This is a genomic window from Nostoc sp. ChiQUE02 (genome assembly GCF_034531305.2).
GTDB lineage: Bacteria > Cyanobacteriota > Cyanobacteriia > Cyanobacteriales > Nostocaceae > Nostoc.
The window spans coordinates 242,636-268,243 of the sequence record NZ_JAVRBN020000004.1 but is presented as its reverse complement, the minus strand read 5'-3'; the positions used below and the strand labels follow the sequence as shown (position 1 = coordinate 268,243).

The 25,608-nt window shown below is 40.5% G+C and carries 22 protein-coding genes; 14 read left to right on the top strand and 8 right to left on the bottom strand.

What is annotated here, in order from left to right; all coding sequences use genetic code 11:
- The first annotated feature begins 372 nt into the window (after positions 1-372).
- From RM347_RS06295 to RM347_RS06240, 12 genes are all read left to right on the top strand, one after another.
- A complete protein-coding gene (locus RM347_RS06295) occupies positions 373-1,341 on the top strand; it encodes a hypothetical protein (protein ID WP_322717503.1) in 969 nt (322 codons plus the stop codon).
- 65 nt (positions 1,342-1,406) lie between these two features.
- Positions 1,407-1,673: a hypothetical protein gene (locus RM347_RS06290; RefSeq protein WP_322717502.1), complete on the top strand. Its 267-nt coding sequence runs from the start codon at positions 1,407-1,409 to the stop codon at positions 1,671-1,673.
- A gap of 8 nt (positions 1,674-1,681) precedes the next feature.
- On the top strand, positions 1,682-1,906 hold the full coding sequence (locus RM347_RS06285; protein WP_322717501.1) for a hypothetical protein: 225 nt from the start codon (positions 1,682-1,684) through the stop codon (positions 1,904-1,906).
- A gap of 63 nt (positions 1,907-1,969) precedes the next feature.
- Entirely contained in the window at positions 1,970-2,815 is an 846-nt protein-coding gene (locus RM347_RS06280) for a NifU family protein (protein ID WP_322717500.1), read from the top strand.
- A 602-nt stretch (positions 2,816-3,417) separates the two neighbouring features.
- Positions 3,418-4,635: a hypothetical protein gene (locus RM347_RS06275; protein ID WP_322717499.1), complete on the top strand. Its 1,218-nt coding sequence runs from the start codon at positions 3,418-3,420 to the stop codon at positions 4,633-4,635.
- Positions 4,625-6,973, top strand: coding sequence for a carbamoyltransferase HypF (gene hypF / locus RM347_RS06270; protein WP_322717498.1), 2,349 nt, complete (start codon positions 4,625-4,627; stop codon positions 6,971-6,973). Before RM347_RS06275 ends, hypF begins: the two co-directional genes overlap by 11 nt.
- Positions 6,974-7,056: 83 nt before the next feature.
- Positions 7,057-7,317, top strand: coding sequence for a HypC/HybG/HupF family hydrogenase formation chaperone (locus tag RM347_RS06265; protein ID WP_322717497.1), 261 nt, complete (start codon positions 7,057-7,059; stop codon positions 7,315-7,317).
- Positions 7,318-7,500: 183 nt separating this feature from the next.
- Positions 7,501-8,679 carry a hydrogenase formation protein HypD gene (gene hypD / locus RM347_RS06260; RefSeq protein WP_322717496.1) on the top strand — a complete coding sequence of 393 codons (1,179 nt, stop codon included), beginning with the start codon at positions 7,501-7,503 and terminating at the stop codon, positions 8,677-8,679.
- Between the two features lie 85 nt (positions 8,680-8,764).
- Positions 8,765-9,868 (top strand): hydrogenase expression/formation protein HypE, encoded by a 1,104-nt coding sequence (hypE, locus tag RM347_RS06255; protein ID WP_322717495.1) that lies wholly within the window; start codon positions 8,765-8,767, stop codon positions 9,866-9,868.
- Positions 9,869-9,888: 20 nt separating this feature from the next.
- On the top strand, positions 9,889-10,230 hold the full coding sequence (gene hypA, locus RM347_RS06250) for a hydrogenase maturation nickel metallochaperone HypA (protein WP_190940092.1): 342 nt from the start codon (positions 9,889-9,891) through the stop codon (positions 10,228-10,230).
- Positions 10,221-11,081, top strand: a complete 861-nt coding sequence (hypB, locus tag RM347_RS06245; protein WP_322717494.1) for a hydrogenase nickel incorporation protein HypB — start codon at positions 10,221-10,223, stop codon at positions 11,079-11,081. The genes hypA and hypB overlap by 10 nt, the downstream gene beginning before the upstream one ends.
- 203 nt (positions 11,082-11,284) lie before the next feature.
- Positions 11,285-12,868: an alpha-amylase family glycosyl hydrolase gene (locus tag RM347_RS06240; RefSeq protein ID WP_322717493.1), complete on the top strand. Its 1,584-nt coding sequence runs from the start codon at positions 11,285-11,287 to the stop codon at positions 12,866-12,868.
- 102 nt (positions 12,869-12,970) lie between these two features.
- On the opposite strand, the gene RM347_RS06235 is transcribed toward RM347_RS06240, so the two are convergent.
- The gene (locus RM347_RS06235; protein WP_322717492.1) at positions 12,971-13,573 is read right to left on the bottom strand and encodes a hypothetical protein; all 603 of its coding nucleotides are present in this window, start codon (positions 13,571-13,573) and stop codon (positions 12,971-12,973) included.
- A gap of 160 nt (positions 13,574-13,733) precedes the next feature.
- Between RM347_RS06235 and RM347_RS06230 the strand changes: the two genes are divergently transcribed.
- The gene (locus RM347_RS06230; RefSeq protein WP_322717491.1) at positions 13,734-14,405 is read left to right on the top strand and encodes a Coq4 family protein; all 672 of its coding nucleotides are present in this window, start codon (positions 13,734-13,736) and stop codon (positions 14,403-14,405) included.
- 107 nt (positions 14,406-14,512) lie between these two features.
- Here RM347_RS06230 and RM347_RS06225 read toward each other — a convergent pair whose 3' ends face one another.
- The 6 genes from RM347_RS06225 to RM347_RS06200 form a co-directional block, all read right to left on the bottom strand.
- Complete coding sequence (locus tag RM347_RS06225; protein WP_322717490.1) at positions 14,513-14,887, bottom strand: hypothetical protein; 375 nt, start codon at positions 14,885-14,887, stop codon at positions 14,513-14,515.
- Positions 14,877-15,884 carry an LLM class flavin-dependent oxidoreductase gene (locus tag RM347_RS06220; protein ID WP_322717489.1) on the bottom strand — a complete coding sequence of 336 codons (1,008 nt, stop codon included), beginning with the start codon at positions 15,882-15,884 and terminating at the stop codon, positions 14,877-14,879. The genes RM347_RS06225 and RM347_RS06220 overlap by 11 nt, the downstream gene beginning before the upstream one ends.
- Positions 15,885-16,031: 147 nt before the next feature.
- Complete coding sequence (locus RM347_RS06215; protein ID WP_322717488.1) at positions 16,032-16,394, bottom strand: hypothetical protein; 363 nt, start codon at positions 16,392-16,394, stop codon at positions 16,032-16,034.
- A 386-nt stretch (positions 16,395-16,780) separates the two neighbouring features.
- Complete coding sequence (locus RM347_RS06210; protein ID WP_322717487.1) at positions 16,781-17,092, bottom strand: hypothetical protein; 312 nt, start codon at positions 17,090-17,092, stop codon at positions 16,781-16,783.
- Between the two features lie 2 nt (positions 17,093-17,094).
- Positions 17,095-17,376, bottom strand: coding sequence for a hypothetical protein (locus RM347_RS06205; RefSeq protein WP_322717486.1), 282 nt, complete (start codon positions 17,374-17,376; stop codon positions 17,095-17,097).
- Between the two features lie 39 nt (positions 17,377-17,415).
- Positions 17,416-17,838: a hypothetical protein gene (locus RM347_RS06200; RefSeq protein ID WP_322717485.1), complete on the bottom strand. Its 423-nt coding sequence runs from the start codon at positions 17,836-17,838 to the stop codon at positions 17,416-17,418.
- A gap of 1,020 nt (positions 17,839-18,858) precedes the next feature.
- Between RM347_RS06200 and cysK the strand changes: the two genes are divergently transcribed.
- Positions 18,859-19,818, top strand: a complete 960-nt coding sequence (cysK, locus tag RM347_RS06195) for a cysteine synthase A (protein WP_322717484.1) — start codon at positions 18,859-18,861, stop codon at positions 19,816-19,818.
- A 94-nt stretch (positions 19,819-19,912) separates the two neighbouring features.
- Here cysK and RM347_RS06190 read toward each other — a convergent pair whose 3' ends face one another.
- Positions 19,913-25,432: a trifunctional serine/threonine-protein kinase/ATP-binding protein/sensor histidine kinase gene (locus RM347_RS06190; RefSeq protein ID WP_322717483.1), complete on the bottom strand. Its 5,520-nt coding sequence runs from the start codon at positions 25,430-25,432 to the stop codon at positions 19,913-19,915.
- Positions 25,433-25,608 lie beyond the last annotated feature (176 nt).

The window sequence follows — 25,608 nt, the reverse complement described above, 5'->3', positions numbered from 1 at the left end:
TATGTCAGGTCATGATACAAAACACCTGAGAAAAATGTAAGGTGTTTAAAGCTGACATAAATATTGGCAATTTCCCCCTAGAATTTTAGAAATAGAGTGTTTTATAGTAGAAAAATTGATTCACTCAATTATTAGGTATGGGGTATAAGAAAGGGAATTAGTTACAGGGGATAGAGTTTATGAACTGTCCTCTGTCCTCTATCTTCTCTTTTCTATCCTTAGCCCTAGTTTCAGACAAAAAAGGGGAATTCCGCCTAAAGGACTCGAAGCCTGCGTAAATCAGTATGGCCCTTGATGAGATGCGATCGCGTGTTTCGATTATTCATGGGTGTTAACAGACTCAATTCCCAATTGGCTAGAGTACGGCAGAGTATGACCCCCAGCATTACAGATTCAGCGGTGAAGGCTGCGATCGCAGCTGTTGCATCGGAGTCAGCCTCAGCAGAGGAAAAAATCCAGATGCTGATCGAGATAGCACAAGGCTTTCAAAAAAAGCCGAAAGCTGCCCAAGACTTGCGAAATGCAGTTGGGTTATATTACCGGGCCTATGAAATGTGTGGTGAGGAGTATCCCCTGTTGAAAGCCAGGGCCCAAGTCGGCATGGCAGGGACGTTACAGGCAATACCGGATGCTGAATACCAACTGTTGCTGCAAGCGAAAGCAGGTTATGAAGAGGCGCTACCGATTTTACAACAATTAGCAACGCCTCAGGAAGTGGCAGAGACACAGATGAATTTTGGGCTGGTGTTGCAGTCGCTTGTAGCATTCAATTTGGCACGGATAACAGACAGCATCCAGGCTTATCATGAGGCTTTGCGGGTGTTTACTTGGGAGGACTATCCCCAGGAATACGCGATTTTATACAACAATATTGCGATCGCTTACCTTTCTATGCCCCTAGCATCGGAACGGGAATACTTGCGTCAAGGGTTAGCAGTGCAATCGTTTGAGGTGGCACTCAAGCATATTAATCTGATTGACCATCCCAGAGAATATGCGATGTTGCAAAATAATTTGGGTAACGCTTTGCAATATTTAGTGAGTTCCCATCCTGTGGAGAATAACTTGCGTGCGATCGCAGCTTATGACGAAGCACTAAAAGTGCGTAACGCCAAAGATACACCCCTAGAGTACGCTAACACAATTTCTAACAAAGCCAACGCCCTATTCAACTTACCAGATGACCAGGAAAAACCAGAAGCTGGTAATCCTCAAAACCTTTTGCAAGCGCGTATCTACTATCAAGACGCTTTAGAAATATTTACGAAATACCAACAGATTGCCCAAGCAGAGGTAGTAGCCCAAGCGCTACAAGATGTAGAAGCAGAAATGAAGGGTTAGGAGTTAGGGATCAAATTAGATTTATAACTCTTCACTCTTCACTTTAACAATGAGGACAAAACAGCATGAGAGATATTTTTACCTATCCAAATGCGATAAATTTTCTCACAAGTTTAGCAGATGGTGAACTGAACATAGCAACAGAATTTGTGTGGCTAATCATAGCAGCAGCCTTGTCTATGGTCGGCGGGGCAATTGGAGGAATGCTGTTAGCTGGAAAAGATATAGGCTATCAGTTTTCTGCAATGCTTGGTGCATTATTTGCTCCTGCGGGTGTAATTCCCGCCATCCTCTTAGGTCTTGCTGCCTTAAATTTATTGGCAAATTATTAGGAGAAAACATGTTAGAGATTGGGTGGTTTTCTGCCAAGCTATTTTTTAAAGGAAAGCTACTGCGCGACCCGATGTATTTTGTCAAGCAAACTACTATTGGTATTGCTGTAGGTTTTTTACTGCTAGTGTTACTTGCACAAGCGCCAATTCCCTTCTACTTCCCAATAATATTATCTAGTTTAGTAACGGGCATAATTATGCCATTCCTCCTCAAAGATTTCAAAATGAAGTAATTTGTCATTGGTTATTTATGAATAACCAATGCCCAATGCCCAATGACTAATGACTAATGACTAATGACCAACCTTGAAGAATTAGTTCAGGAAATTAACCGCTTTGAGGCAATTATATCCGAGTGGGATGAAAGCCAACGATGTGTAGCAGTAGGTTTAAAAAGATCAATCGAAGCTTTGCACAAAGCAGCATTGACTAGTTTGATTAAAAGCCTCAAACAAGAATCAATGTCAGCTTTGCGTCATGCTGTTGCTGATGAAGTAGTGTATGCAGTACTACTTTATCACGAACTAGTTAAACCACCAAAACCACCATTAGCACAGCGCATTCATACAGCTCTTGAAGAAGTTCGCCCAGGTTTAAAAAGCCATAATGGGGATGTAGAACTAGTCGCAATTAAGCCACCAGATACAGTAGAAGTCAGATTAATAGGAACTTGCAGCAGTTGTCCAGCTTCAACTTTGACTTTATCTCAGGGAGTAGAACAGGCAATCAAAAACCATTGTCCCGAAATTACCAAAATAGTTGCGGTCAATTACAACCCTATTGTTAACAATGCAAATTCTGGTTTAATCAGTCCATTCTCTTCAAAAATAACTTCTACTTGGATCAAAGTGGCGACTATTGATCAAGTTCCTGAATTTAGTGTATTGGCAGTACAACTTGCTGGTACTTCACTAATTTTACATCGTCAAGGTATTACGGTAAAATGTTACCGTAATGCTTGCACTCATCTAGGATCTCCCTTAGAAAAGGGTAAAGTTGAAAATGGTATTATTACCTGTCCTTCCCACGGATTTCAGTACAGTTTAGAGACAGGTAAATGCTTAACTGCACCTGATGTTTCACTTCAGTCGTATCTAGTAAAGATTAAAGACAATAAGATTTTTGTGAAATTGCAAAAATGATGATGCGAAAACAACATTTCAGCAAATATACTCAGTAATTAGCAAATTACAATAACTTTGCCTTTTCGTTTCAGTAGTTCGCGTATTGATTTTAGTCGTTTATGCAAGCAAAAGGCAGATTACTTTATCAATATACCTGAATTGGTTCTCATTTATGTAATTCAGTTGTTCATTTTGGTGTTTTGAGAAAGTAATTAGTCATTTTGCTTTCTCAAAATGGCATATTGCTTCCTCAAACTGTGTGATTGCTTTCTCATTTTGGTGGTTTCCGCAAGTAAAAAGGCATATTGCTTTCTAAAACTGTGTGATTGCTTTCTCATTTCAGTATATCGCGCATTCATTTTGGTGTTTTCCGCAAGCAAAAAGGCATATTGCTTTCTCAAAATGCTTAATTGCTTTCTCATTTCAGTACATCGCGCACTCATTACAAATATTGTTATGTAACAAAAGGTACTGGAGTTTGGCTGGGATTTTTTAAGATTGATTAATAGGGGAGTTTTTTAAAAGTTTTATAGAAAAAACAGATTGAAAAATTGTAACTGTTGTTACATGCTAATCAACATTAATGTTTTTAAATAATTATCAGCGTCTATCTGCGGTTCATGGATATCCCAACCAAAATTAATCCAATATCACAATTACCGCTAGAAGCAACAGAAATTTCTCAAGAATTACCTCTATCACCTCAAGGTGCAGAGGTAATTTTAGGCAACATTATTGAACCACAGCAATTAGTAATACCTGTAGAACCGAGTCCCACAACAATGTTCGGGCCTCGTGCTGCTTGCTTATTATCAGAAACTGGCCCCTTATGGGTATCAGATACGGGACATCATCGATTATTAGGATGGCAGAAATTACCCACGAGAGATAGTCAACCGGCTGATTGGGTAATTGGACAACCTGACTTTTATCACGAAGGACAAAATGCTAAAAGTACACCGGGAAGGGCAACCCTAAGCGTACCAACAGGGATTTGTGCTTGCGGCGAAGGGTTAGCTGTAGCAGATGCTTGGAATCATCGGGTTTTGATTTGGAAAAAATTACCAGAAGATAACAATGTTCCAGCAGATTTGGTGTTAGGGCAAGTTGATTTTACCGAAAATGAACCAAATCAAGGAAATCAAATAGCATCTGCTAGTACAATGCACTGGCCCTATGGCGTTTTTTATCATCAAGGACAGCTATTTATTGCTGATACTGGTAATCGAAGGGTATTAATTTGGCATCAGTTACCAACAGAAAATGGTCAACCTGCTGATTTAGTTTTGGGACAACCAGATATGATATCTCGCAATGAAAACGGCGGTGATTCTCCAACCGCAGCGAGTATGCGTTGGTGTCACGATATTACCTTTTGGGGAGAGAATTTGGTTGTCAGCGATGCAGGTAATCATCGGGTAATGATTTGGCAGGGAATACCAACAGAAAATAATGCTCCTTGTGCGGTGGTTTTAGGGCAAAAAAGCTTTGATTTTGTGGAAATGAATCAAGGAGTTTATTTGCCAAGTGCTAGTAGTTTGAGTATGCCTTATGGTGTAGATGTTGCTGGAGATTGGTTAGTAGTTGCAGATACTGCTAATTCCCGTCTATTAGGATGGAGAAAGCCAGAATCAATTTTATCATTGCAAGGTGTAGTGGCAGATGGATTGGCAGGACAAATCAATTTTCAAAGTAAAAATGAAAATCGTAATTTTGGACTGCCAAAACGAGATAGTTTAAATTGGTGTTACGGAATAAAAATTTGTGGTAGTACGGCGGTAATAGCTGATTCTGGAAATAACCGAATTTTGCTGTGGCAGTTTAACTATGCCGAGTGAAGAAATTAGAGTTTGTGGTACTGTTCAAGGAGTAGGATTTCGCCCTACTGTATATCGTCTTGCTAAAGCCTGTGGTTTGCGTGGAGATGTTTGTAATGATGGCCAAGGTGTTTTAATTAGGGTATCTGGTAGTGAGGAAGGAATAACCAAATTTGTTGCTAGATTACAAACAGAATGTCCACCGTTGGCAAAAATTAATCAACTAACAAGAATTATTTATGAAGGTGAATTGAAATTTGATAATTTTGTGATTTCTACTAGTGTCAGTAATGCCATTAAAACAGAAATTACCCCTGATGCAGCCACTTGTCCACAATGTCAACAAGAAATATTCGACCCCTTTAGCCGCTTTTATCGTTACCCATTTACTAACTGCACTCATTGCGGCCCCCGCGTGAGTATTATTCGCGCGATTCCTTATGACAGATGCAATACCAGTATGTCTGCGTTTGCTATGTGTTCAGAATGTGCAAAGGAATACCATGATGTCGAAAACCGCCGTTTTCACGCCCAACCTGTTGCTTGTCATGCTTGCGGCCCTACAGCTTGGTTAGAACGCGCTGATGGTAAATCGGTTACTGCTTCGATGTTCTCTATGCTAGATGATGTTGATGCCGTTTGTACCTTGTTGCAAAAGGGGGAGATTGTCGCAATTAAGGGGTTAGGTGGTATTCATCTAGCTTGCGATGCAACTCAGGAAACTGCTGTACAAAAACTGCGTCAGCGCAAAAAGCGCTATCATAAACCCTTTGCTTTAATTGCGCGAGATATTGAGGTAATTGAACAATATTGTAGTGTCAACGCCAAAGAAAAAGAATTATTGACAAGTTCTGCTGCACCAATTGTTTTATTACAAGCGACAGGTAAAAAAGTACTAGCACCATCGATAGCATCGGGGCAAAATACTCTCGGCTTCATGCTACCTTATACGCCTTTACATCATTTAATTCTCCGGCGAATGAATCGCCCAATTGTTTTAACAAGTGGCAATCTTGCCGATGAACCACAGTGTATTGATAATGACGAAGCAAGAGAAAAATTAGGAAGAATTGCTGATTATTTTCTTTTTCACAACCGAGAGATTATTAATCGAGTAGATGATTCTGTTGTGCGTGTTGTCGGCGGTAAAGTCCAAACAATTCGCCGTGCTAGAGGATATGCACCAGCATCTATTAGCTTACCACCGGGATTTCACAAGGTACCGCAAATTTTAGCAATGGGTAGTGAGTTAAAAAATACTTTTTGCTTATTGCGTGGAGGAGAAGCAATTCTCTCTCAACATCTGGGAAATTTAGAAAATGCTGCGGCTTTTAATACTTACCAAGAAACTTTGAATTTATACTTAAATTTATTTGAACATAAACCAGATATAATCGCCATTGATAAACACCCCGAATATCTCTCAAGCAAATTTGGTAAAGAACTTGCATACACAAATCAAATCAAAATTTCCCAAATCCAACATCATCACGCGCACATTGCTGCTTGTATGGCAGAAAATAGTATTCCTCTAGATTCGCCTCCAGTATTAGGTATTGCTTTAGATGGTTTAGGCTACGGTGATGATGGTACACTCTGGGGCGGAGAATTTATTTTAGCAGATTACCGTAAATTTCAGCGGCTAGCAACATTTAAATCAGTGCAAATGATTGGTGGTGAGCAAGCAATTTATCAGCCTTGGCGTAATACTTATGCTCAATTAATTGCTAGTAATCTTTGGGATAATTGCCAACAGCAATATGCTGATTTGGAAATCGTAAAATTTCTGAGAAATAAGCCACTAAAACTACTAAATCAACTTATGGAGAAAAGAATTAACTCTCCTCTAACTTCCTCAGTAGGGCGGTTGTTCGATGCAGTGGCGGCGGCTATCGGTATTTGTCGAGATGAATGTAGCTATGAAGGACAAGCTGCGATCGCAATGGAAGCTATAGTAGATGTTAGCAGCTTAAATAATGATAAAGAAACGCCAATATATCCTTTTAATTTTATCTTTTCAGATAGTATTTATTGTATAGACCTATGCCTAATGTGGCAAGCCTTGCTCGATGACTTACAGCAGCAGATTCCACAACCAGTTATAGCCGCCAAATTTCACCAAGGTTTAGCTAATGCAATTGTGGAAATGGTTAAGCATCTTTGTCAAGAAAATCTGATTTGTCAGGTAGCCCTAACAGGAGGAGTATTTCAAAATTGTATATTGTTAGAGCAAGTTACCAAACGATTACAAACATTGGGAATAAAAGTACTCACTCACAGCTTAGTTCCAGCTAATGACGGCGGGTTATCTTTAGGACAAGCAGTTATTGCAGCCGCACAATTAATACATGAGTGTTGATATTTGACAAACTTTGTCTCATAAATAATTCTCTCTGCTTCTCTCTTGCTTCGTGCGGTTTATTTAACTTGACAAATAAAAAGATGTGCTTAGGAATCCCCGGACAAATTATTGAAATAACTGATGTTAACTACAAATTAGCTATAGTTAATATTGGTGGTGTTAAGCGCCAAGTAAATATTGCTTGTATCGTTGATGAACAACATCCCCCTGAAGCTTGTATTGGTGATTGGGTATTAGTACATGTTGGCTTTGCGATGAATCGAATTAACGAACAAGAAGCGGCAGAAACATTACAACTATTCCAAGAATTAGCAGCAGCACAAGCAGGGATTAGTACGTAAATAATAGACTTTTTTCTCACGCAGAGGCGCAGAAAATAATTGAAAACTCATGCCTTTGTTCTCTGCGAGACGCTGCGCGAACATGGTAGCCTGCGGTAAGCCCCTTTGCATCTACGTTAAAAAAACTTTCTACTACAAAAGCGAAATTAACTGATACATAAAACTCACTACTCCTCACTTCCTATGAAATATGTTGACGAATTCCGCGAACCTGAAAAAGCCGAAGCTATACGCCGTGAAATTGCCAAATTATGCTATCGACTAGAAAAACCTATCAAAATCATGGAAGTATGCGGTGGACATACCCATTCCATATTTAAATACGGTATCGAAGAAATTTTACCCGAAGCCATTGAACTAATTCATGGGCCTGGTTGTCCAGTATGCGTGATGCCAAAAGGGAGATTAGATGATGCGATCGCAATCTCTCAAAATCATAACGTCATTTTTGCCACCTTTGGCGACGCCATGCGAGTTCCTGGTTCCAAAACCACTTTACTACAAGCTAGGGCACAAGGCGCAGACATCCGTATGGTGTACTCTCCCCTAGATAGCTTGCAAATTGCCAGAGATAACCCCGACAAAGAAGTAGTCTTCTTCGCTTTAGGCTTTGAAACCACAGCCCCCAGCACCGCCTTCACCATTCTGCAAGCAGCAGCCGAAGAAATTGATAACTTTAGTCTGTTTTGCAATCACGTTCTCGTGATTCCCGCCCTCAAAGCACTATTAGATAATCCCGACTTACAACTTGATGGATTTGTTGGGCCTGGCCATGTCAGTATGGTAATTGGCACTGAGCCTTATGAATTTATTTCCCAACAATATAATAAGCCAATTGTTGTCTCAGGGTTTGAACCCTTAGATATTCTTCAATCAATTTGGATGCTATTGCAACAGCTAGTAGAAAATCGTTGTGAAGTCGAAAACCAATATAACCGAATTGTCCAAAAAAGTGGTAACACAGCAGCCCTGCAAGCCATAAATAAAGTTTTTGCCGTGCGAAATAGTTTTGATTGGCGCGGCTTGGGTGATATTCCCTATTCAGGATTACAAATTAAACCTGAATATGCTCAATTTGATGCCGAACTTAAATTTACCATTCCTAATCTCAAAGTAGCCGACCATAAAGCTTGTAAATGTGGAGAAATTCTCAAAGGAGTCTTAAAGCCTTGGGAATGTCAAGTATTCGGTACAGCTTGCACACCAGAAACACCCATTGGTACTTGCATGGTATCTTCTGAAGGCGCTTGTGCAGCTTATTACAAATATGGGCGACTCTCCACTATTGCCAAAAGAACAATCGCCCAAAAACCAAAAATAACTCAAGAACCTCTCCCCGCCTGCGGCTTCTCCTCAGACTAAATACTCTGCGTACCTCTGCGCTTCCCAGCCTGCGGCAAGCCGCAAAAGCGTCTACTGCGTTCCTTTCGTTTAAAAAAATTTAAATATGAATATTCCCCCCACAAACTCAATACAAAATCCTCTATTCCAAAAAATCGAACAAGTCCGCCGTCGCCAAGGTAAGGTGCGAGATACTCATATAACTCTCGCACATGGCAGCGGTGGTAAAGCCATGCATGATTTAATTGATGATATTTTTGTCAGTAATTTTGATAACCAAATTCTCTCGCAACTAGAAGACCAAGCCAGCTTCAACTTAGTCCCTCTCCTCCAACAAGGAGACAGACTCGCATTTACAACAGATTCCTATGTTGTAGACCCATTATTTTTTCCCGGAAGTGATATAGGAGAATTAGCTGTCAACGGCACAGTTAATGATTTAGCTGTCAGCGGTGCTAAACCTTTATATTTAACTTGTAGCGTTATTTTAGAAGAAGGATTGCCTGTAGAAACTTTGCGGCGTGTCGCAAACAGCATGAAAGTAGCCGCAAAAGAAGCTGGTGTTCAAATTATCACTGGTGACACAAAAGTTGTACATCGGGGTGCTGCCGATAAACTCTTTATTAATACTGCTGGTATTGGTATTATCCAGCGAGGATTTAACATTTCCGTCCACAATATCAAACCTGGAGATGTCATAATTATTAATGGTGAAATAGGCAATCATGGAGCAGCAATTTTAATTGCCCGTGGGGAATTAGCCTTAGATACTAATATTGAAAGTGACTGTCAGCCGTTGCATAGTTTAGTCGAAACTATTCTCCATGCATATCCCCAAGTTCATGCTATGCGAGATGCTACACGCGGTGGTTTAGCTACAGTACTAAATGAATTTGCCTTAAGTTCTAATGTAGGAATTCGTCTCTATGAAGAATCTATTCCAGTGCGGGAAGAAGTCAATGGAGTTTGCGAAATTCTTGGTTTAGACCCGTTGTATTTAGCTAATGAGGGTAAGCTAGTTGTGATGGCTCCCAAAGAGAATGCTGACAATATTTTATCAGCTATGAAATCGCATCCAGCGGGAAAAGATGCTTGTATTATTGGCGAAGTTATTCCTTCACCCCCAGGTATTGTATTGTTAAAAACAGTTTTTGGTGCTGAAAGGATTGTTGATATGCTGGTAGGCGACCAATTGCCACGAATTTGTTAATTTTTAATAGATTTTATAGTATGCACGAACTTGGAATTACCCAAAATATTGTGGCAATTGTGACTGAACATGCCAAAGGCGCAAAAGTGCAGCGAGTTTTATTAGAGATTGGCAAACTTTCAGCCATTATGCCCGACGCTATCCGATTTTGTTTTGATATTTGCACTCAAGGCACAGTTTTAGAAGGGGCGACATTAGAAATTTTAGAAATTCCTGGATTAGGACGATGTCGCCAATGCGGCGCAGAAATTTATCTAGATAAACCATTTGGTATCTGTAGTTGTGGAAGCGTGCAATTAGATTTAATTACTGGTGAAGAACTGAAAATTAAAGAAATAGAAATAGAGGAATTATGTGTGTAACCTGCGGTTGTTCTGATGATGGCGAAACTAAAATTACTAATCTAAAAACAGGTGAAGCTGAACATAACCATCATACTCACACTTTACCAGATGGTACTGTCATTACTCATTCCCACAATCACGACACTCATATAGAAGCATCTCAAGTTCATGCCAAAATACACAATACAACAATATCTTTAGAAAAAGATATATTAGCAAAGAATAATTTAATAGCAGCCCAAAATCGGGGATGGTTTAAAGGTCGAAATATTCTTGCCTTAAATTTAATGAGTTCTCCCGGTGCTGGGAAAACAACTCTTTTGACGCAAACCATTAATGATTTAAAGCATCAATTATCTATTAGTGTCATTGAAGGCGACCAAGAAACTGCTAACGATGCCAAAAAAATTAAAGAAACAGGCTCTAAAGTCATCCAAATCAACACCGGAACAGGCTGTCATTTAGATGCATCAATGATAGACAGAGGTTTACAACAACTGAATCCGCCACTGAATTCAGTTGTGATGATTGAAAATGTCGGAAATTTGGTTTGTCCAGCCTTATTTGATTTGGGAGAAAATGCAAAAGTCGTGATTCTCTCTGTCACAGAGGGAGAAGATAAGCCAATAAAATACCCGCATATGTTCCGCGCCAGTGACATCATGATTCTTACTAAAATTGATTTGCTACCTTATGTAAATTTTGATGTTCAAAAGTGTATAGAATATGCTAAAGAAGTAAATCCCCAAATTCAGATTTTTCAGGTTTCTGCAACTACTGGTGCTGGGTTAGAGAGTTGGTATGCGTGGCTAACTGAAAAGGTGACAAACTTGTCAACATTACTTCCTTGTCGCTTGAAAAATACCTAAATTTTTTTAACGTAGAGGCAAAGAGGCTTGCCATAAGCTACTGCTAAGGACGCAAAGGAAAAGATAGATAATTTTAAAAACTTATTATCACAAACTTAAGTCACTGAATTAGGAAATCCCTCTGCGGGTTCATGAAAACTGGAAGTAGTTTTTCCAACATTGGAGATGCACACTTCCATTTTCTTATCTGTGCGTAAATCCTCATGGCTAAAGTTGAAGAATTGACGCCCCAGCAACTCTCCGAAACAGACCTGAAACCACGAGGGAGAGTTTATCCAAGTCCTATCAGTTGGCGCGACCAGTTTTTGTACCAATTGCTATTAGATAGGTTCAGTGACGACAATGAAAATCAAAGGGAACTCTTTGACCGCACTAACCCTTCAAAATTCCAAGTTAAAGATAAAGCTAGCTGGATGGCAGCAGGTACAAAGTTTGTTGGTGGTACCCTTAGGGGAGTTAAGAGTAAGTTGGACTACTTGCAACGATTGGGAGTAACAACACTGTGGATTAATCCACCTTGGCGACAACGTTCTGATTTAGAAACTTACCACGGCGACGGTATTCAAGACTTTTTAAATATTGACCCCCACTTTGGCACTCGTCAAGATTTAAGAGATTTAATTGATGCTGCTCACGATCGCAGGATGTATGTCATCCTAGATGTAATTTACAACCAGAGTACTGATAACTGGTTCAACAAAAATGATGTAATTGCAGCTCTAGCCAGAGTTTATCAATATTGGATTGCTCTTTCTGACTGCGATGGCTTGCGGATAGATTCCCTCAAGCACGTTTCTCCAGAAGATTCCCGCAAATTCTGCACTGCTATCCGCGAGTACGCCGAATCTATCGGTAAAGACAATTTTTTACTGACTGGGGAAATGACTTCCGGTAGTATGACTGGTGCGTACATAGACATTATTGGTCGCAACCTCAGTGCTGTATTAGACATCGTACACGCTCCTAATGAATTGACTGCATTTGCGAAAGGGTTAGTACATCCAAAGCAATTTTTCGATTTGTATAGCGAAAACAACCTCGCTGGAGAATACCGCCAAATTGGGACATATCATGTTTCTGTTTTGGATGATGATGATATGTCATTCCGGACTCATAAGCAGCGATTTGCCGCACACAGTAATGTGCCTAATCTCTATGAGCAAGTTGCTCATGCTGTCGCTGTGCAATTAACTATGCCAGGAATTCCTGCTATTTATTATGGAACAGAACAGGCTTTTGATGGGAATGAAGGTTATCACGATTACAGCATAGAAGGTGGAAGGTTTGCCGAAGATAGATATATCAAAGAAGCAATGTTTGGCGGTGCTTTTGGCGCATTTCAAACAGCAGACTGTCATTTCTTCGATATCGACCATCCTACCTATTTGCGGATAGCTGCGATCGCACGGATTCGCAACAGTCACGATAAAATTGGTAAAGCATTGCGCCGTGGACATCACTACCTGCGCGAAACATCTTTTTATAACTCTCCCTTCTCGATTCCCGAACAAGGCGAATTAGTTGCTTGGTCACAAGTTTTATTTGACACAGAAGTGTTGATGGTACTGAACACCAACGGCTTAGAAAATCGCGGTGCCGAAGTGACAGTAGATACTTACATGCATCCTCAAGACTCGACTATGACCTTTTTATACAAAAGCGATTGGAGTGATTCATATTTACGCCATCCACCCCGCGACCAAACTGTAGCTGTACAACATCATAACGACCGTCGCGCAACTGTGCGAATTGATTTGCCTCCTTCAGGAATGGCGATTTTGGCGTAAGCAAACACCAGCATTGAGGCAAAGCTTTGGGATAAAAACCTGGTTTAAATTTATAAACTTTTACCAAATGCTTTGCCCCTGCAATTACTAAATATCTACATTCTAATTTTTATCCGATTTTCCAGAAAATCTTCTTAATGGCTTGTAGCTTTCTTGTAGACAATTCGTAGGTAAATCATTGCCACTCACTTTAAAATCGAAGCATGACAAAAATAGATAGTTATGGCTACCAACGAAATATCCAATGTAGCCAATAATTAAAAGGATCGTTATCAATTTTATAATCAGCTTTTTAGAAAGCTGAACAATATCTTGATTGATAATTGCAAAAACCATGTAGAGGGTATAAGGTAGGCAAATCAGATAAACAACAATTCCTAAGCCGAGACTAACTATCTTTCGCAAAGCACCCGTCGTAGAAATTTCCTGAAAAGGCACAAAAGGCAGGATAAACCACAACGTCGGGATACTCATTAACAGTAGTCCTGGCCATTTAATTGGTGAATGGTTGCGTGGAAGTAAAAGGCACGCTAGGAGAGTTGCGGATGAAGCAACCCAAATCAAGAAGATTTTCTCGAAGAAAATAACTTTAAAGGCTCCCAGATTAAAGCTGAGATCCCACGTACTTAAAGACAGTGTAATAGCAGCTAACAGGAAGCTCTTAATTTTTGGATTAATATGTTGCTCCGTTTCTTGATCGTTCATCTCATCTATCCTCTGAGATAGTGTTTTTAATTAGACATATTTTTAGTAGAAACTTTCACTAAATACCTCTGAAGATTCATGAAAAGCCGGATAAGTATATTCCAATATTGAGGACTCAGATTTAAATTAGCAAAATTGGATCTCAAAGTAGAGAATTACTATGGAGAATGTAATTACTTACAACAACGATAAAGGACTCCTTGCTTACATTCAATTTCTGGCATCTAGTGCCTACAAAATCGGAGATGGTAATACTGATAGAGTATTTGACTTCGAGGACGCACTCGACCAAACAGAAATGGCACAGTTAGCTGTTGATGAATTAAAAAAAATCCCTGAAGTCAATGCCTTGTTTTCAGAACGCTGGCTACCGGCCCCTTTCAATTTAGATGATTTAGGCAAACTCCCAGAAGGAACACTAGGTCATGTTTATGCTAGAGGAATGAAAGCTAGAGGATTCGATCCCTACTTTTATAAAAAAGTTCCTGTTGTTGATGACATTTCCTATCTTAAAATGCTTTGGAGATCCACCCATGACATATATCATGTAGTCGCTGGATTTGACACAAATGTAGTTGGTGAAATTGGTCTACAAGCTTTTTTCTTAGCTCAGACCCCAATTCCCATCAGCGTCATGCTTTTGAGTTTTGGCATGGTGATGATTAGTCTTTATCAACCTACTAATTTTAAAGCTTTGATGACAGAAATATCTCGCGGCTACAGAGTGGGTTCTTATACTCCAGGCAAGTTGATCGCGCAAAAATGGGATCAACTTTGGGATGTACAAGTCAGCGAAATTCGTGAGCGTCTGGGAGTGAATTCTATTCTGTAAAACTGCTATTTTGAGAGCAGCTTTGATAAAAATTGCAACACCCTGCACTTTAGGAGTACAGGGTGTAAGACAGCTATATTTTGTGTGATTCCCAGTTTCTATTTACCTCAAAGCCAATCTCGATAAGCAGATATTTCATTTACGCTGATTTCAAATGGCATCCCCTTGCCAAATGGCGGATAAACGCGGATTTTGCCATTGCTAGCAAACCGCTCTAACCTATTACCCAACTGGGCAATATTGCTGACGATATGCCAGTAAGATACTAAGTCAGGGCAGTCGATAATTAATGTGAGGATGCTAGCATTTGTTGTGAGATACCACTGACAATTAGATAATAGAACTCGCGTAATGCGATCGCAGGCTAGATAAAAGCATCTGCCAGTAGACTGTTCTAGCTCCATTTGCAGCATTCCATCCTGTTTCGTTACCTCAGTAGGAGGTAAATCATCAGGAGGAAGCAAGTATAGTTTAGAAGACATAATTTCGCACCTCTTGGTTGTAGCGCCTCAAACTCTCCAGGTTTTTTTGCACATCCGCAGATGAGGGTTTGAGTGCTAGCGTACCTAAATCTAATTCGTCCTGAAATTTCTTAATTTTGTCTCGACAAGTCTCCACATCACCGATAATTGAGTTCTCAATCAAATAGTCTTCATCGAAACAAATATTTGTGCGATCAAATGGTTTTTGGTTGGGATTCGCACCATTTTGCAATACTTGAGCCGAATTAGCTTTCATTTTCTGGCTAAATTGGCGAATGAAAGGTAACGCTTCACTCACAGCCTCATCAAATGTTTTGCCAACATAAAAGAAGCGTGCCAGCACGAATTTTTCTGCACCACTAGAATTTAAGGCTCGATATTTGGCAACAGTTTTCTTCAATCTCTCTAGGGAAAATGGCGGCCCACCCATCAAGCTGAAGGAATGTTTGGCAGCCAACTCGATACCATCATCACCGCCAGTGGCAACGTACACTGGTATTTGATTCTGCAATGGTTTTGGGTAAATTGTCAGGCGATCGCATTGATAATATCGCCCATTAAATGATACATCAGTTTCATATAACAGCTTTTGAATCAATGCGATCGCCTCTAGCATCTTGGGACGGGATTCACTTGGTAGAGTCGCAAAATGCTTGTTTTGTTGGGGAAAGGGGCCGCCTTTAGCAACCCCAAATAATAATCGTCCATTGCATAGGTTATCCAAAGTGGCAATATCTTCCGCTACCCGAATCGGGTTATGGAATGGCAGTAACACCGCCGCAGTGCCTAATTGGATAGTTGAAGTCAGCCCCGCCAAGTGTGCCATTAACACCAACATGGACGGGCTGAGATTGGATTCACTAAAATGGTGCTCACTCACCCAGGCTTCCTCAAAACCTAAACTTTCTGCCTGTTTTACCAGCGCGACTTGCTCAAAGATGGCACGACGAGCATCTTGGTGATAATTATCGTAATTGCAGAAAATTCCAGTTTTCATTACTTGCGTTGATACTTTGTACTCACCGACGGTGCTAGCTATTCTAGTGGTGATAGGTTTGTAGTAAGCACTAAAGTGCTTAAATATTTGAGGACTTTAGTCCTCTCTACAAACGCATTTCCCTCTTTTAATTAATGCGATGAAAGACTAACTTGCAACCCACTGCAACTCCAACCATAGGCGTGGGTTGTTGTGTTTAACCTTCGACATCGGATCGCGCAACAATCGCTTGGCATTCATGCAGACTACCTGCATTAGACCCATATTGTCTGCTACTTCTCTGAGTATTTCTTTTTGAGCTTGCACACAGGAAATCATTTCGTCAGAGCAATAAATTCCTATATATTGCAAGCGTCTGGCAGGTCGTCCCCAAAAACAGGTGATGACTTTCACATAACACCCATCCAGCAATTCCCCAACTTGCGGGTAGTAATGGTTGACGACTCTTGTGAATTCTTTGGCTAAGATATCTTCAGCAATCATTGGAACTGATATTTCTGTAGCGTCCATCACGCTATTTAATATAACATAATTTTGTCAGTTAAAGATGACAAAATAGCTTATTAGGCTTAAATAAAATATTAAATAAAAAAAGAGGTGTACCTTATTTGGTATCACCTCAGATTTGCGTAAAGCATCTTTATTTTGAATGTCATATCAAAGTATTGGTTTGAATACCCTTAGCCTTGGCAAATAGAATTCGCAGCTATACAGATCAAACCCAGAGCTGTGGGTTTCAAATTCCCGGAGTAGCCGTAATTTCTAATTGCCAGGTATATTTACCAAAGGTGAGATATTGCCAAATACTATGATACTGAAAATTATGAATTCAAATAGAATGCATTTAATTAGCATATCTCAAGATTGAATTCTAACTTTTGAATTTTTAATTATTATTATCGAGCATTGCGTTCACAAACCAAGACCTCTGCTATGATATCAGGCACATTTATAAAGTCTGTAAATCCTTCAGAACCACGGATTGGTGAAATAAATGTATAGTTTGGATCGCACACTCCATTGTCATATACTTGAATAAACCACCTATCTGGAAATCCTTCTACACCTAATTCCACAGTGTACCAACTTTCGCCAATCAGACGAGAGTTAAAGATTGTAAACCACTCTCTGTTTTCTTCTGAAATATTCCAATCTGCCATGAGCAGTTCTAAAGCTATTTGTCCCGCATCCGTTGAAGTCAACAGCATTTTTACTCCTTATTTGCAGCTTCAGGATTTGCAACTTCAGTATTGGGAACTTCTGGGTATAAGCCTAATTCTTTAGCTAGCTCACGCGCCACAAAAAATAAAAATTGTGCACCATCTTGATTGCCTTCATGGGCAAACATAGTTGCTACTTGTAACATTGTTTCTACTAAGCCGGAATCAATCAATTCTGGTTTAGATTCCAAAATTTCTGGTTCTTGACCATTAGGGCATCTGAGTAACTCATCAATCAGATTAAAATATAGGCTTTGGCGTTGTTCTGTCATGATAAGTTTGTTGAGTTGAGTGAGTAAATTGTGAATTGGTTACTGTTCAATACTTTGCTGCCACAGTCTTTCCAACATTTCAACTTGTTCTTTTAAAACAGCAGCACGATAAACAAGATATCTGTCGTAAAAGAGAATCCCTAATCCAACACAAATAGGGGTTAACAAGAAGAACCATTGCAGGATAGTGGCAAAATTATATTGTTCAGCAACAGTCAGCATTTGATGAACCACATTACGATCAGAATATGGGATACTAGTCTGAGGAGAATGTGTACCCTCTGTCTGGGGAGCCAAGGCGGTAGCATCTGTACTAGTGTTGTTAACTTCGCAAACCAAATTTTGAGATTTTACTAACTCCAGATGTCGCTCCCAAACTATGCCAAATACTACTAGTTCTGGAGAAAGCACTGCTAAGGTAACTACACAAACTGTAAGAACATTTAAAAGTTTGGCTTTCATCTTGGCTCTCCCTTGCTAGGTAGTATGCACCCAGTAGGAAAATATCTTTTGCTGTTGATCTAAAGTAGCTATATATTTCTACCTCTCAAACAGTTTTGATATTAAAATATGTCTAAACGGTAATTTTCAAAATCGTTAGTTGTCAGCTATTTTTCTAATTACCGCTGACCACTGACTACTGAAAAGTTACCAAGCTTTTCACAAAACGTAGAATTATTCAGTCAGAAATAACACACTCAGATTCAAGGTATGTGGTTTCATCCTACTCTCAAAAGAGAGATTAAGAAGTCCCCCCTAGTTCACTAAGCTTTCGCTCAGGAATGTTGGGGGGTAGAGGGGAATCTCTGCGTAAATCCTATACGATTTATATCAGCCGCTCTCCACAAAACAGTTTACCCCAGCCACGTTAAGATTATTAAATTCATTAGAATAGTACTCAAAGCCTGTAATCCTTACCTGAATAGTCTTACAAAAATTTATTGGGGTATGGGTGCTAGTGTTTTTAGAACGAGGTTCTAGTATTTATGAGGTGGGGTTCTGGTGTTTTTGCACTCAACTTAAAAGCAATGTAGGCAATGATTAAGGACTGTTTTTGATGAAATTTTGAGATGACAAAACCTGCACTCAAAAGAAAACATCAATGTCTTTTGATAAAGATAGACTAATAATTTCGGAAAAGCAATTAAATTTTTTAAAAGTAAATTATATTTCTCTAACAAATAGAAAGTATAGTAAAAAATATGCATATATACAGAATTATAAAAATCGAATCTCAACCCAGCAGACAATAGTCAGCAATTTCAAATGCTAAAATACAAGTATGGCAAGCTAGCCGTCTGTTGAAGTGAGAATCAATGAGAACATCTGATAAAAGTTCTTCCTAAACTTTCATAATTCATGGTTTAGTTAGAATACATAGTATATGCACTCATTAACACTAAACGACAAATTAAATACACAAAAACTTATTGTTATAAGTAAATACTCTGTACTAAGATTTAGGATTTTAGGAGTTAAATAATGCGGATTGCTCAAGACGTAACAGAACTGATTGGACGAACTCCTTTAGTTCAACTGAACAAGATTCCTCAAGCTGAGGGAGTAGTAGCAAGGATAGTTGTCAAATTAGAAGGCATGAACCCAGCGGCTTCGGTGAAAGACCGCATTGGCTTAAGTATGGTACTCTCAGCAGAAGCCGCTGGCTCAATTTCTCCTGGAAAGACCATTTTAGTGGAGCCAACTTCAGGTAATACAGGAATTGCTCTAGCGATGGTAGCAGCAGCGCGTGGCTACCGTTTGATTTTGACAATGCCAGAGACGATGAGCCAAGAACGACGGGCTATGCTTAGAGCTTATGGTGCGTCTTTAGAGTTGACACCAGGCGCTGAGGGAATGCGGGGAGCAATTCGTAAAGCCGAAGAAATTGTGGCTAGCACTCCCAATGCTTTTATGCTGCAACAGTTCCGCAACCCTGCCAATCCGAAAGTTCATCAAGAAACTACCGCAGAAGAAATTTGGGCAGATACAGACAAAGAAGTGGATATCGTCATTGCTGGGGTAGGTACTGGTGGGACAATAACTGGGATTGCAGAAGTACTTAAAGGTCGCAAGAAGACTTTTAAAGCGATCGCAGTTGAACCCAGCAACAGCCCAGTCCTATCTGGTGGTGAAGCCGGGCCACATAAAATTCAAGGCATTGGTGCCGGATTTATCCCCGATGTTCTCCGCCTAGAATTGGTTGATGAAGTAATTAGAGTCAGCGATGAACAAGCGATCGCTTATGGACGCCGTTTGGCAAAAGAAGAAGGCTTATTGTCTGGGATATCCTCTGGTGCTGCTTTGTGTGCTGCAATTCAAGTAGGTAAACGTCCAGAAAACACCGGACGTTTAATCGTGATGATTCAACCTTCTTTCGGCGAACGTTATCTCAGCACACCAATGTTTCAAGATTTGTCTTTAGAAACTGCTGGTGTTCGTTAAAGAGACAATGGTCTGGGGAAAGGGGAAAGGATGTATTCAAAACCTTTCCCCTTTCCCCTTTCACCGAACCGTATTGAGAGTGGTATGTCAGCCTCTAAACATCAACGGCAACGTTCTTGCTAACTTCCTGGCAAACTGGAATGCGGATTTGAAACTCCGCTCCCTTGCGGAGTTCTGAGGTGCAAGAGAGTGAACCACCATGTTTTTCGGTAACGATTTGGTAGCTAATCGACAAGCCCATACCTGTTCCTTTGCCCACAGGTTTTGTAGTGAAGAAGGGATCGAACAGACGTTGCCGAACAGACTCTGGTATACCTAGACCATTGTCTGCAATGCGGATTTCGATTTGATGAGCATCAATTTGTTCAGTGTAAATAGTAATGGTTGGAGTTGTTATTTGTCCATGATTGTTCGCTAATGACTCATCCAAAGCATCGATCGCATTACTCAACACATTCATAAACACTTGATTTAGCTGCCCTGCATAGCATTCCACTAGGGGGAGGTTGCCATAGTGTTTAACAAGCTCAATACCGACACGATCTGACTTTGCTTTGAGGCGATGTTGCAGAATCATTAGCGTACTGTCAATGCCCTCATGAATATTAACGGCTTTAATCTCGGCTTCGTCCATGCGTGAGAAAGTTCGCAGGGAAGAAACAATTTGGCGAATTCGGTCTGCGCCAACCCGCATAGAAGACAGTAGCTTAGGCAAGTCTTCTAGCACAAATTCTAGATCGATAGCCTCTGCTTCTTCCTGAATCTCTGGATGGGGAGATGGGTAATGTTTCTGGTAAAGTTCCAGCAGTCCCAGCACCTCTTGAGTATAGTTATTGGCATGGGTTAGGTTGCCAAAGATAAAATTGACCGGATTGTTGATTTCGTGGGCAACGCCAGCTACGAGTTGCCCTAAGCTCGACATTTTCTCAGTCTGCACAAGTTGAGCCTGGGTTTGTTGCAGTTTATGGAGATATTTTTCGAGTTCTTCGGCTTTTTCTCGCTCTTGCGTTTCTGACGCTTGCAAAGCTTCGTTTTTAATTTCGAGTTCTTGTGATTTGGCTTCCAGTTGTTGCGAGTAGGTTTGGAGGTTGGTGTAGAGACGGGCGTTTTCGATCGCGATCGAAATCTGGGCTATCAATAAACTCAGCACATTTACCCGTTCTGGGGTAAAGGCACCAGGAATGAGATTATTTTCTAGGTAAAGAAGACCAGTAAACTTGCCAGAGTGAATCAACGGTAGACACAAAATCGATTTAGATTGGTAAGTGGCGATATAAGCATCAATCGCAAAGCGGGAGTCTTTAACAGCATCGTCTAAAACCAGGTTGTTTCTGGTTCTTTCCACATAGTTGAATATGGCAACCGGGAGTAAGGGTAGATCAGTTTCATCCTGCCGATTAACAACAACGCTAACTTCTTTACCTTCAATTGTTCCTGCTGCTTCTAGCATCCATTGATTCTCATGCTTGGCAATAAAGTAACCTTGGATAGCGCCAGCATTTTCGATGACATTCTTCATCAATTTTTCGAGCAGGCGACTCAGTACTATTTCTTCTGACAAGACCTGTGAAGCTTTCATCACTGTCATCAAGTCGAGAATTTGAGCGCTTCCGCTAGTTGTTGAGCTGTCTAGTGTAAATTCTTTAAAATTTGTTTCTAGCTTTTGGGTGTTGGCCCGCACAATCAATTGCGGATAGCGTGCTTCTAAATTTTTGACTTTAGCGATCGCATCCCAATGGCTATAAGCGTAGTAAGCATCTGTCATGTAGGTGCGGGCAATTGTTGTTTTACCCCATGACAAATAGAATTTGGCAGCGAGTTCGTGGGCGATCGCTTCTTCGTTGATGTACTCGTTTTGTTTAGCAAGTGCGATCGCCTGATCGTACATCTCGATCGCTTCGATTTTTTCGCCTAAAACCCGATGCCGTTCTGCCTCTACTAAATAGAATTTGTGTAAATGATTCATTGGGGCATGATGCGCCCATTTTTGCATTTTTTCTTGATTAGCTTGGACGCGATCGAGGATGGCGTTTTGCTCCGACTCTTGGCTATTGGCATACACGGCTAGGCGTACTAAAGAATCGTAAAAATTGAATATAGGAACAAGGGGCATTCCTACCACTGCATCTAAATACTTCTCTGCTATAGCCAGATTCTCAATCGCTTCCGAGTAATTTTCAAACCAATAACAAAGCAAAAATTTGTTCAAATATATGTAGCTAATTCCCGCATTGTCGTTTGCTTGCTGGTGCAGTGGCAACCTTATCTGTTCATCGCAGGCTTCACCCTTTAGAAGGCAGGGATTTTCACTTTTTCCAAGTAGATTTAAGGTAGCCTGCCAATAGATTTCTATATAATTAAGCGCTGTTTCTTGCTTGATTTTATGAATAGCATCTCTGTTTATTGCCATCTCTCTTTCAAGTCCAGTCAGTTCTTTACCGCTAAAGTAAGCTAAACAGGAATACTGTAGTAGACTATAGCCTGCATATTCTAAATCTCCTGTCTCCATTCCGCTAGAATAACCTGACACCAAAGGCTCTAAGGTTTCTCTCAGATGCTCTTTCCAATGTCGGATAAATAGATTTACTATGAAGACTGTCTTGGCTTTGATTTCTTGAGCATTTAACTTTGACAATAGACTTAAAGCTAATTGACCGAACTGATAACCTGAATCAATATCTCCTACAATGGCACAAAGAAGAAAACCATAATTGGCATAAGCAAAGGGAGAAACGGAAGCATTACCATATTGGACGGATAATTCTACTTGTTTGCACACCGTCAAGGGCAACAGTGCAGGAGCAGCAATGTATGCAGGAGCAAAGATACTTGATAAAAGTCTCATGGCTGCTAATTTATAGTGATCGCTCATTTGAGGCAGGTCAATTAAATCCTCAATTCGCGTTCCACTCAAAATTGCCGCAGTGTCCGCCAATCCTTGCCCAATATCTGACGCGTTCGGCTCTTGGGGAAACTCCACCCCTAACAGCTTTAAAACTTGTAGCGCTGTGTTAACCGCTTCTAGCAGCCTGTTCTGCGCCATATAAGCTTGCATCTGGACTTCATACACTTTAATTTTGTCCAGCAGCGTAGTAGCACAGTTTTGTACTATCTCAAAGAATCTCTGCATTCCTTCAAAATCACCGCTCAAAAAAGCTGCCTCTGCTGCTTCTGAGTGCAGTGCTAATGTCAGTTCATATTTACATTTCCAGCTTTCTTCTGCTAACAGTCCCAAACCAATTTGCAAATACTTGATGGCGGAATCGTGCGCTGTGGCTGCTTTGGCTTTCTGACCTGCTATGAGGTTGAGTTCTGCAAGTACATATTTTTCTGTTTCAGATATCAGTAAATCAGTCCCGTAATTGAGTTGATTAACTAAAGCAAATATATTTTCTTTGCGTTCTTCTGGTGTAGTATTTTGCAGCAGCAATTGACCAATTTTCAGATGCGTTGCTTTCTTCTCCTCATCGGGAATCAGAGAATACGCCGCTTGCTGTACTCGGTCATGTAAAAACTTGTAGTCAACTTTGATATCAGTTAAGGTTACGCCGCCTGATTCCTCTTGACTAAATACTAAAGGAATCTTGTAATCCTGATTTAACGGCAGAATTAACCCAGCTTGCAAGGCTGACCACAATTGCGCCGCAGTTGTTAAAGAAGATGCTTCATTGACGATCGCCAATACATCTAGATTGAACGTGTTGCCAATACAAGCAGCCAGTTTAAGAACTTTTTGCGTTTCTAGTGACAGTTTACGAATATTCCTCGCCGTTAGTTCAACAACATTTAGATCAGTGATGCCGATCGCTTGAATATGTTGGATATTCCACTCCCACATCCCTGAATGGAAATCATACGTTAACAAATCTTCCTGGTACAGGGTTTTGAGCAGTTGCGTTAAGAAGAACGGATTGCCAGCAGTTTTGTGTAATAGTAATTCTGCCAAAGGCTTGGTGTGTTCTCTCTGATTCTTCAACGTGTCACCAATTAACGCTTCCACATCCGTTAACTGTAATGGTGCCAAGACGATGTTATCTACCACCGCCTCAGAGGATTGAATCTTGTCCAAACTGAGCATTAGTGGATGGGTGGGCGACACTTCATTATCGCGATATGCCCCAATTAACAACAAATATTTGCGTAGCTTGCCGCCGTAGGCATCGCTATCCGTCATCAATAGCTCAATGAAGTTCAGCGATGCCGAATCTGCCCACTGCAAGTCATCAAGAAACACAATCAAGGGATGGTCTTGGGTTGTGAATACTCCAATGAATTGTCCAAAAACGCGATTGAAGCGATTTTGAGATTCAGCCGCGCCCAATTGTGTGACAGGTGGTTGAGTGCCAATAATTAGTTCGACTTCTGGAATCACATCGATAATGACTTGCCCATTCTCGCCCAACGCTGTTAGCAGTTTTTCTTTCCAAACTTGGATTTGGGTTTCGTTTTCGGTGAGCAATTGCCCAATTAAAGATTGGAATGCCTGAATCAAAGATGCATAGGGAATATTGCGCTTGAATTGGTCAAACTTACCTGCAATGAAATAACCCCTTGCCCCCACAATCGGTTTATGAACTTCATTGACGACACTTGTCTTTCCAATCCCCGAATAACCAGAGATGAGCATGAGTTCGCTACTACCACTTGCCACACGCTTAAATGCAGCCATCAATGTTGCTACTTCTGCTTCGCGTCCGTATAACGTTTGCGGAATCGAAAAATGCCCAGATTTGTCTCGTCTTCCCGGTACAAAGTTTGCAATTTTTCCAGTCGCTTGAAGTTGAAACAAACATTCCTCTAAATCCGCTTTTAGTCCCCAGGCGCTTTGATACCGCTCCTCTGCTGTTTTCGCTAATAATTTCAAAATAATTGCACTAATTGCGTCTGGCACATCTTCCAGAACACGACATACGGTTTCGCTACAGGGTGCAGCTGGTATTTTGGCTATGTGACAATGTATCAACTCCATCGGGTCAACAGCTTGAAAGGGCAAGGTACCCGTCAGCATTTCATACAAGGTGACACCCAACGAGTAAAAATCGGTGCGATAGTCAAGCGCTCGGTTCATTCTGCCTGTTTGCTCAGGCGACATATAAGCAAGCGTACCTTCGAGCAAATTAGGATTGCTCAAGGTGGGATTTTCTTTATCAAGCCGTGAGGAGATACTGAAGTCAATCAGTTTGGCTTCGCCAGAATCGGGGTCAATTATAATATTGTGCGGCTTAATATCTTTATGAATAATTTGTTGGGCGTGCAGCTCTCCTAAAGTATGTGCCAGATTAATCCCCACCTTGAGAAAAGTAATCAAGGTGGTTGTTTGAGTTGCAATCAGTTCTTTGAGCAAGCAACCTGGAATGTCTTCCAAAACCAAAGCCAGGCCATGCTGATAATTCTTTAACTCGTAGGCTTTAACAATGCCAGGGATTTGCAGAGGTTCAATGACTTGATATTCGTGGCGCAGTCGCGCAATATCTTCTAAAAGTGGATGTTCGCACAGGAGAGTTTTGACAATGACAGAGACGTTATCGGTTTCTCGCCGTCCACGATAAATAACAGTTGTACTACCAGAATGAAGGGTTTCAAGGAGTTGATAACCAGATAAAGTAGCTGTCATTGTTTTTTCTTGCAATATTAAGCATTCTTACTATGCCCATGCAAGTCTAGCTTTGTAACATTTGTGACAAAAGTAAGGATAATTTCACGAGATGTTACAAAAACTAATTCACTCCAAAGTTGTAGTTAAGACTTGAGAGCATTGTCGCATCTCAAACTTAATAACTCAGGTTTTAA

Bases quoted from the DNA above. Each gene is read 5' to 3' on its own strand.
- RM347_RS06295 (WP_322717503.1), top strand. From the start codon at position 373: ATGACCCCCAGCATTACAGATTCAGCGGTGAAGGCTGCGATCGCAGCT.
- RM347_RS06290 (WP_322717502.1), top strand. From the start codon at position 1,407: ATGAGAGATATTTTTACCTATCCAAATGCGATAAATTTTCTCACAAGT.
- RM347_RS06285 (WP_322717501.1), top strand. From the start codon at position 1,682: ATGTTAGAGATTGGGTGGTTTTCTGCCAAGCTATTTTTTAAAGGAAAG.
- RM347_RS06280 (WP_322717500.1), top strand. From the start codon at position 1,970: ATGACCAACCTTGAAGAATTAGTTCAGGAAATTAACCGCTTTGAGGCA.
- RM347_RS06275 (WP_322717499.1), top strand. From the start codon at position 3,418: ATGGATATCCCAACCAAAATTAATCCAATATCACAATTACCGCTAGAA.
- hypF (WP_322717498.1), top strand. From the start codon at position 4,625: ATGCCGAGTGAAGAAATTAGAGTTTGTGGTACTGTTCAAGGAGTAGGA.
- RM347_RS06265 (WP_322717497.1), top strand. From the start codon at position 7,057: ATGTGCTTAGGAATCCCCGGACAAATTATTGAAATAACTGATGTTAAC.
- hypD (WP_322717496.1), top strand. From the start codon at position 7,501: ATGAAATATGTTGACGAATTCCGCGAACCTGAAAAAGCCGAAGCTATA.
- hypE (WP_322717495.1), top strand. From the start codon at position 8,765: ATGAATATTCCCCCCACAAACTCAATACAAAATCCTCTATTCCAAAAA.
- hypA (WP_190940092.1), top strand. From the start codon at position 9,889: ATGCACGAACTTGGAATTACCCAAAATATTGTGGCAATTGTGACTGAA.
- hypB (WP_322717494.1), top strand. From the start codon at position 10,221: ATGTGTGTAACCTGCGGTTGTTCTGATGATGGCGAAACTAAAATTACT.
- RM347_RS06240 (WP_322717493.1), top strand. From the start codon at position 11,285: ATGGCTAAAGTTGAAGAATTGACGCCCCAGCAACTCTCCGAAACAGAC.
- RM347_RS06235 (WP_322717492.1), bottom strand. From the start codon at position 13,573: ATGAACGATCAAGAAACGGAGCAACATATTAATCCAAAAATTAAGAGC.
- RM347_RS06230 (WP_322717491.1), top strand. From the start codon at position 13,734: ATGGAGAATGTAATTACTTACAACAACGATAAAGGACTCCTTGCTTAC.
- RM347_RS06225 (WP_322717490.1), bottom strand. From the start codon at position 14,887: ATGTCTTCTAAACTATACTTGCTTCCTCCTGATGATTTACCTCCTACT.
- RM347_RS06220 (WP_322717489.1), bottom strand. From the start codon at position 15,884: ATGAAAACTGGAATTTTCTGCAATTACGATAATTATCACCAAGATGCT.
- RM347_RS06215 (WP_322717488.1), bottom strand. From the start codon at position 16,394: ATGGACGCTACAGAAATATCAGTTCCAATGATTGCTGAAGATATCTTA.
- RM347_RS06210 (WP_322717487.1), bottom strand. From the start codon at position 17,092: ATGCTGTTGACTTCAACGGATGCGGGACAAATAGCTTTAGAACTGCTC.
- RM347_RS06205 (WP_322717486.1), bottom strand. From the start codon at position 17,376: ATGACAGAACAACGCCAAAGCCTATATTTTAATCTGATTGATGAGTTA.
- RM347_RS06200 (WP_322717485.1), bottom strand. From the start codon at position 17,838: ATGAAAGCCAAACTTTTAAATGTTCTTACAGTTTGTGTAGTTACCTTA.
- cysK (WP_322717484.1), top strand. From the start codon at position 18,859: ATGCGGATTGCTCAAGACGTAACAGAACTGATTGGACGAACTCCTTTA.
- RM347_RS06190 (WP_322717483.1), bottom strand. From the start codon at position 25,432: ATGACAGCTACTTTATCTGGTTATCAACTCCTTGAAACCCTTCATTCT.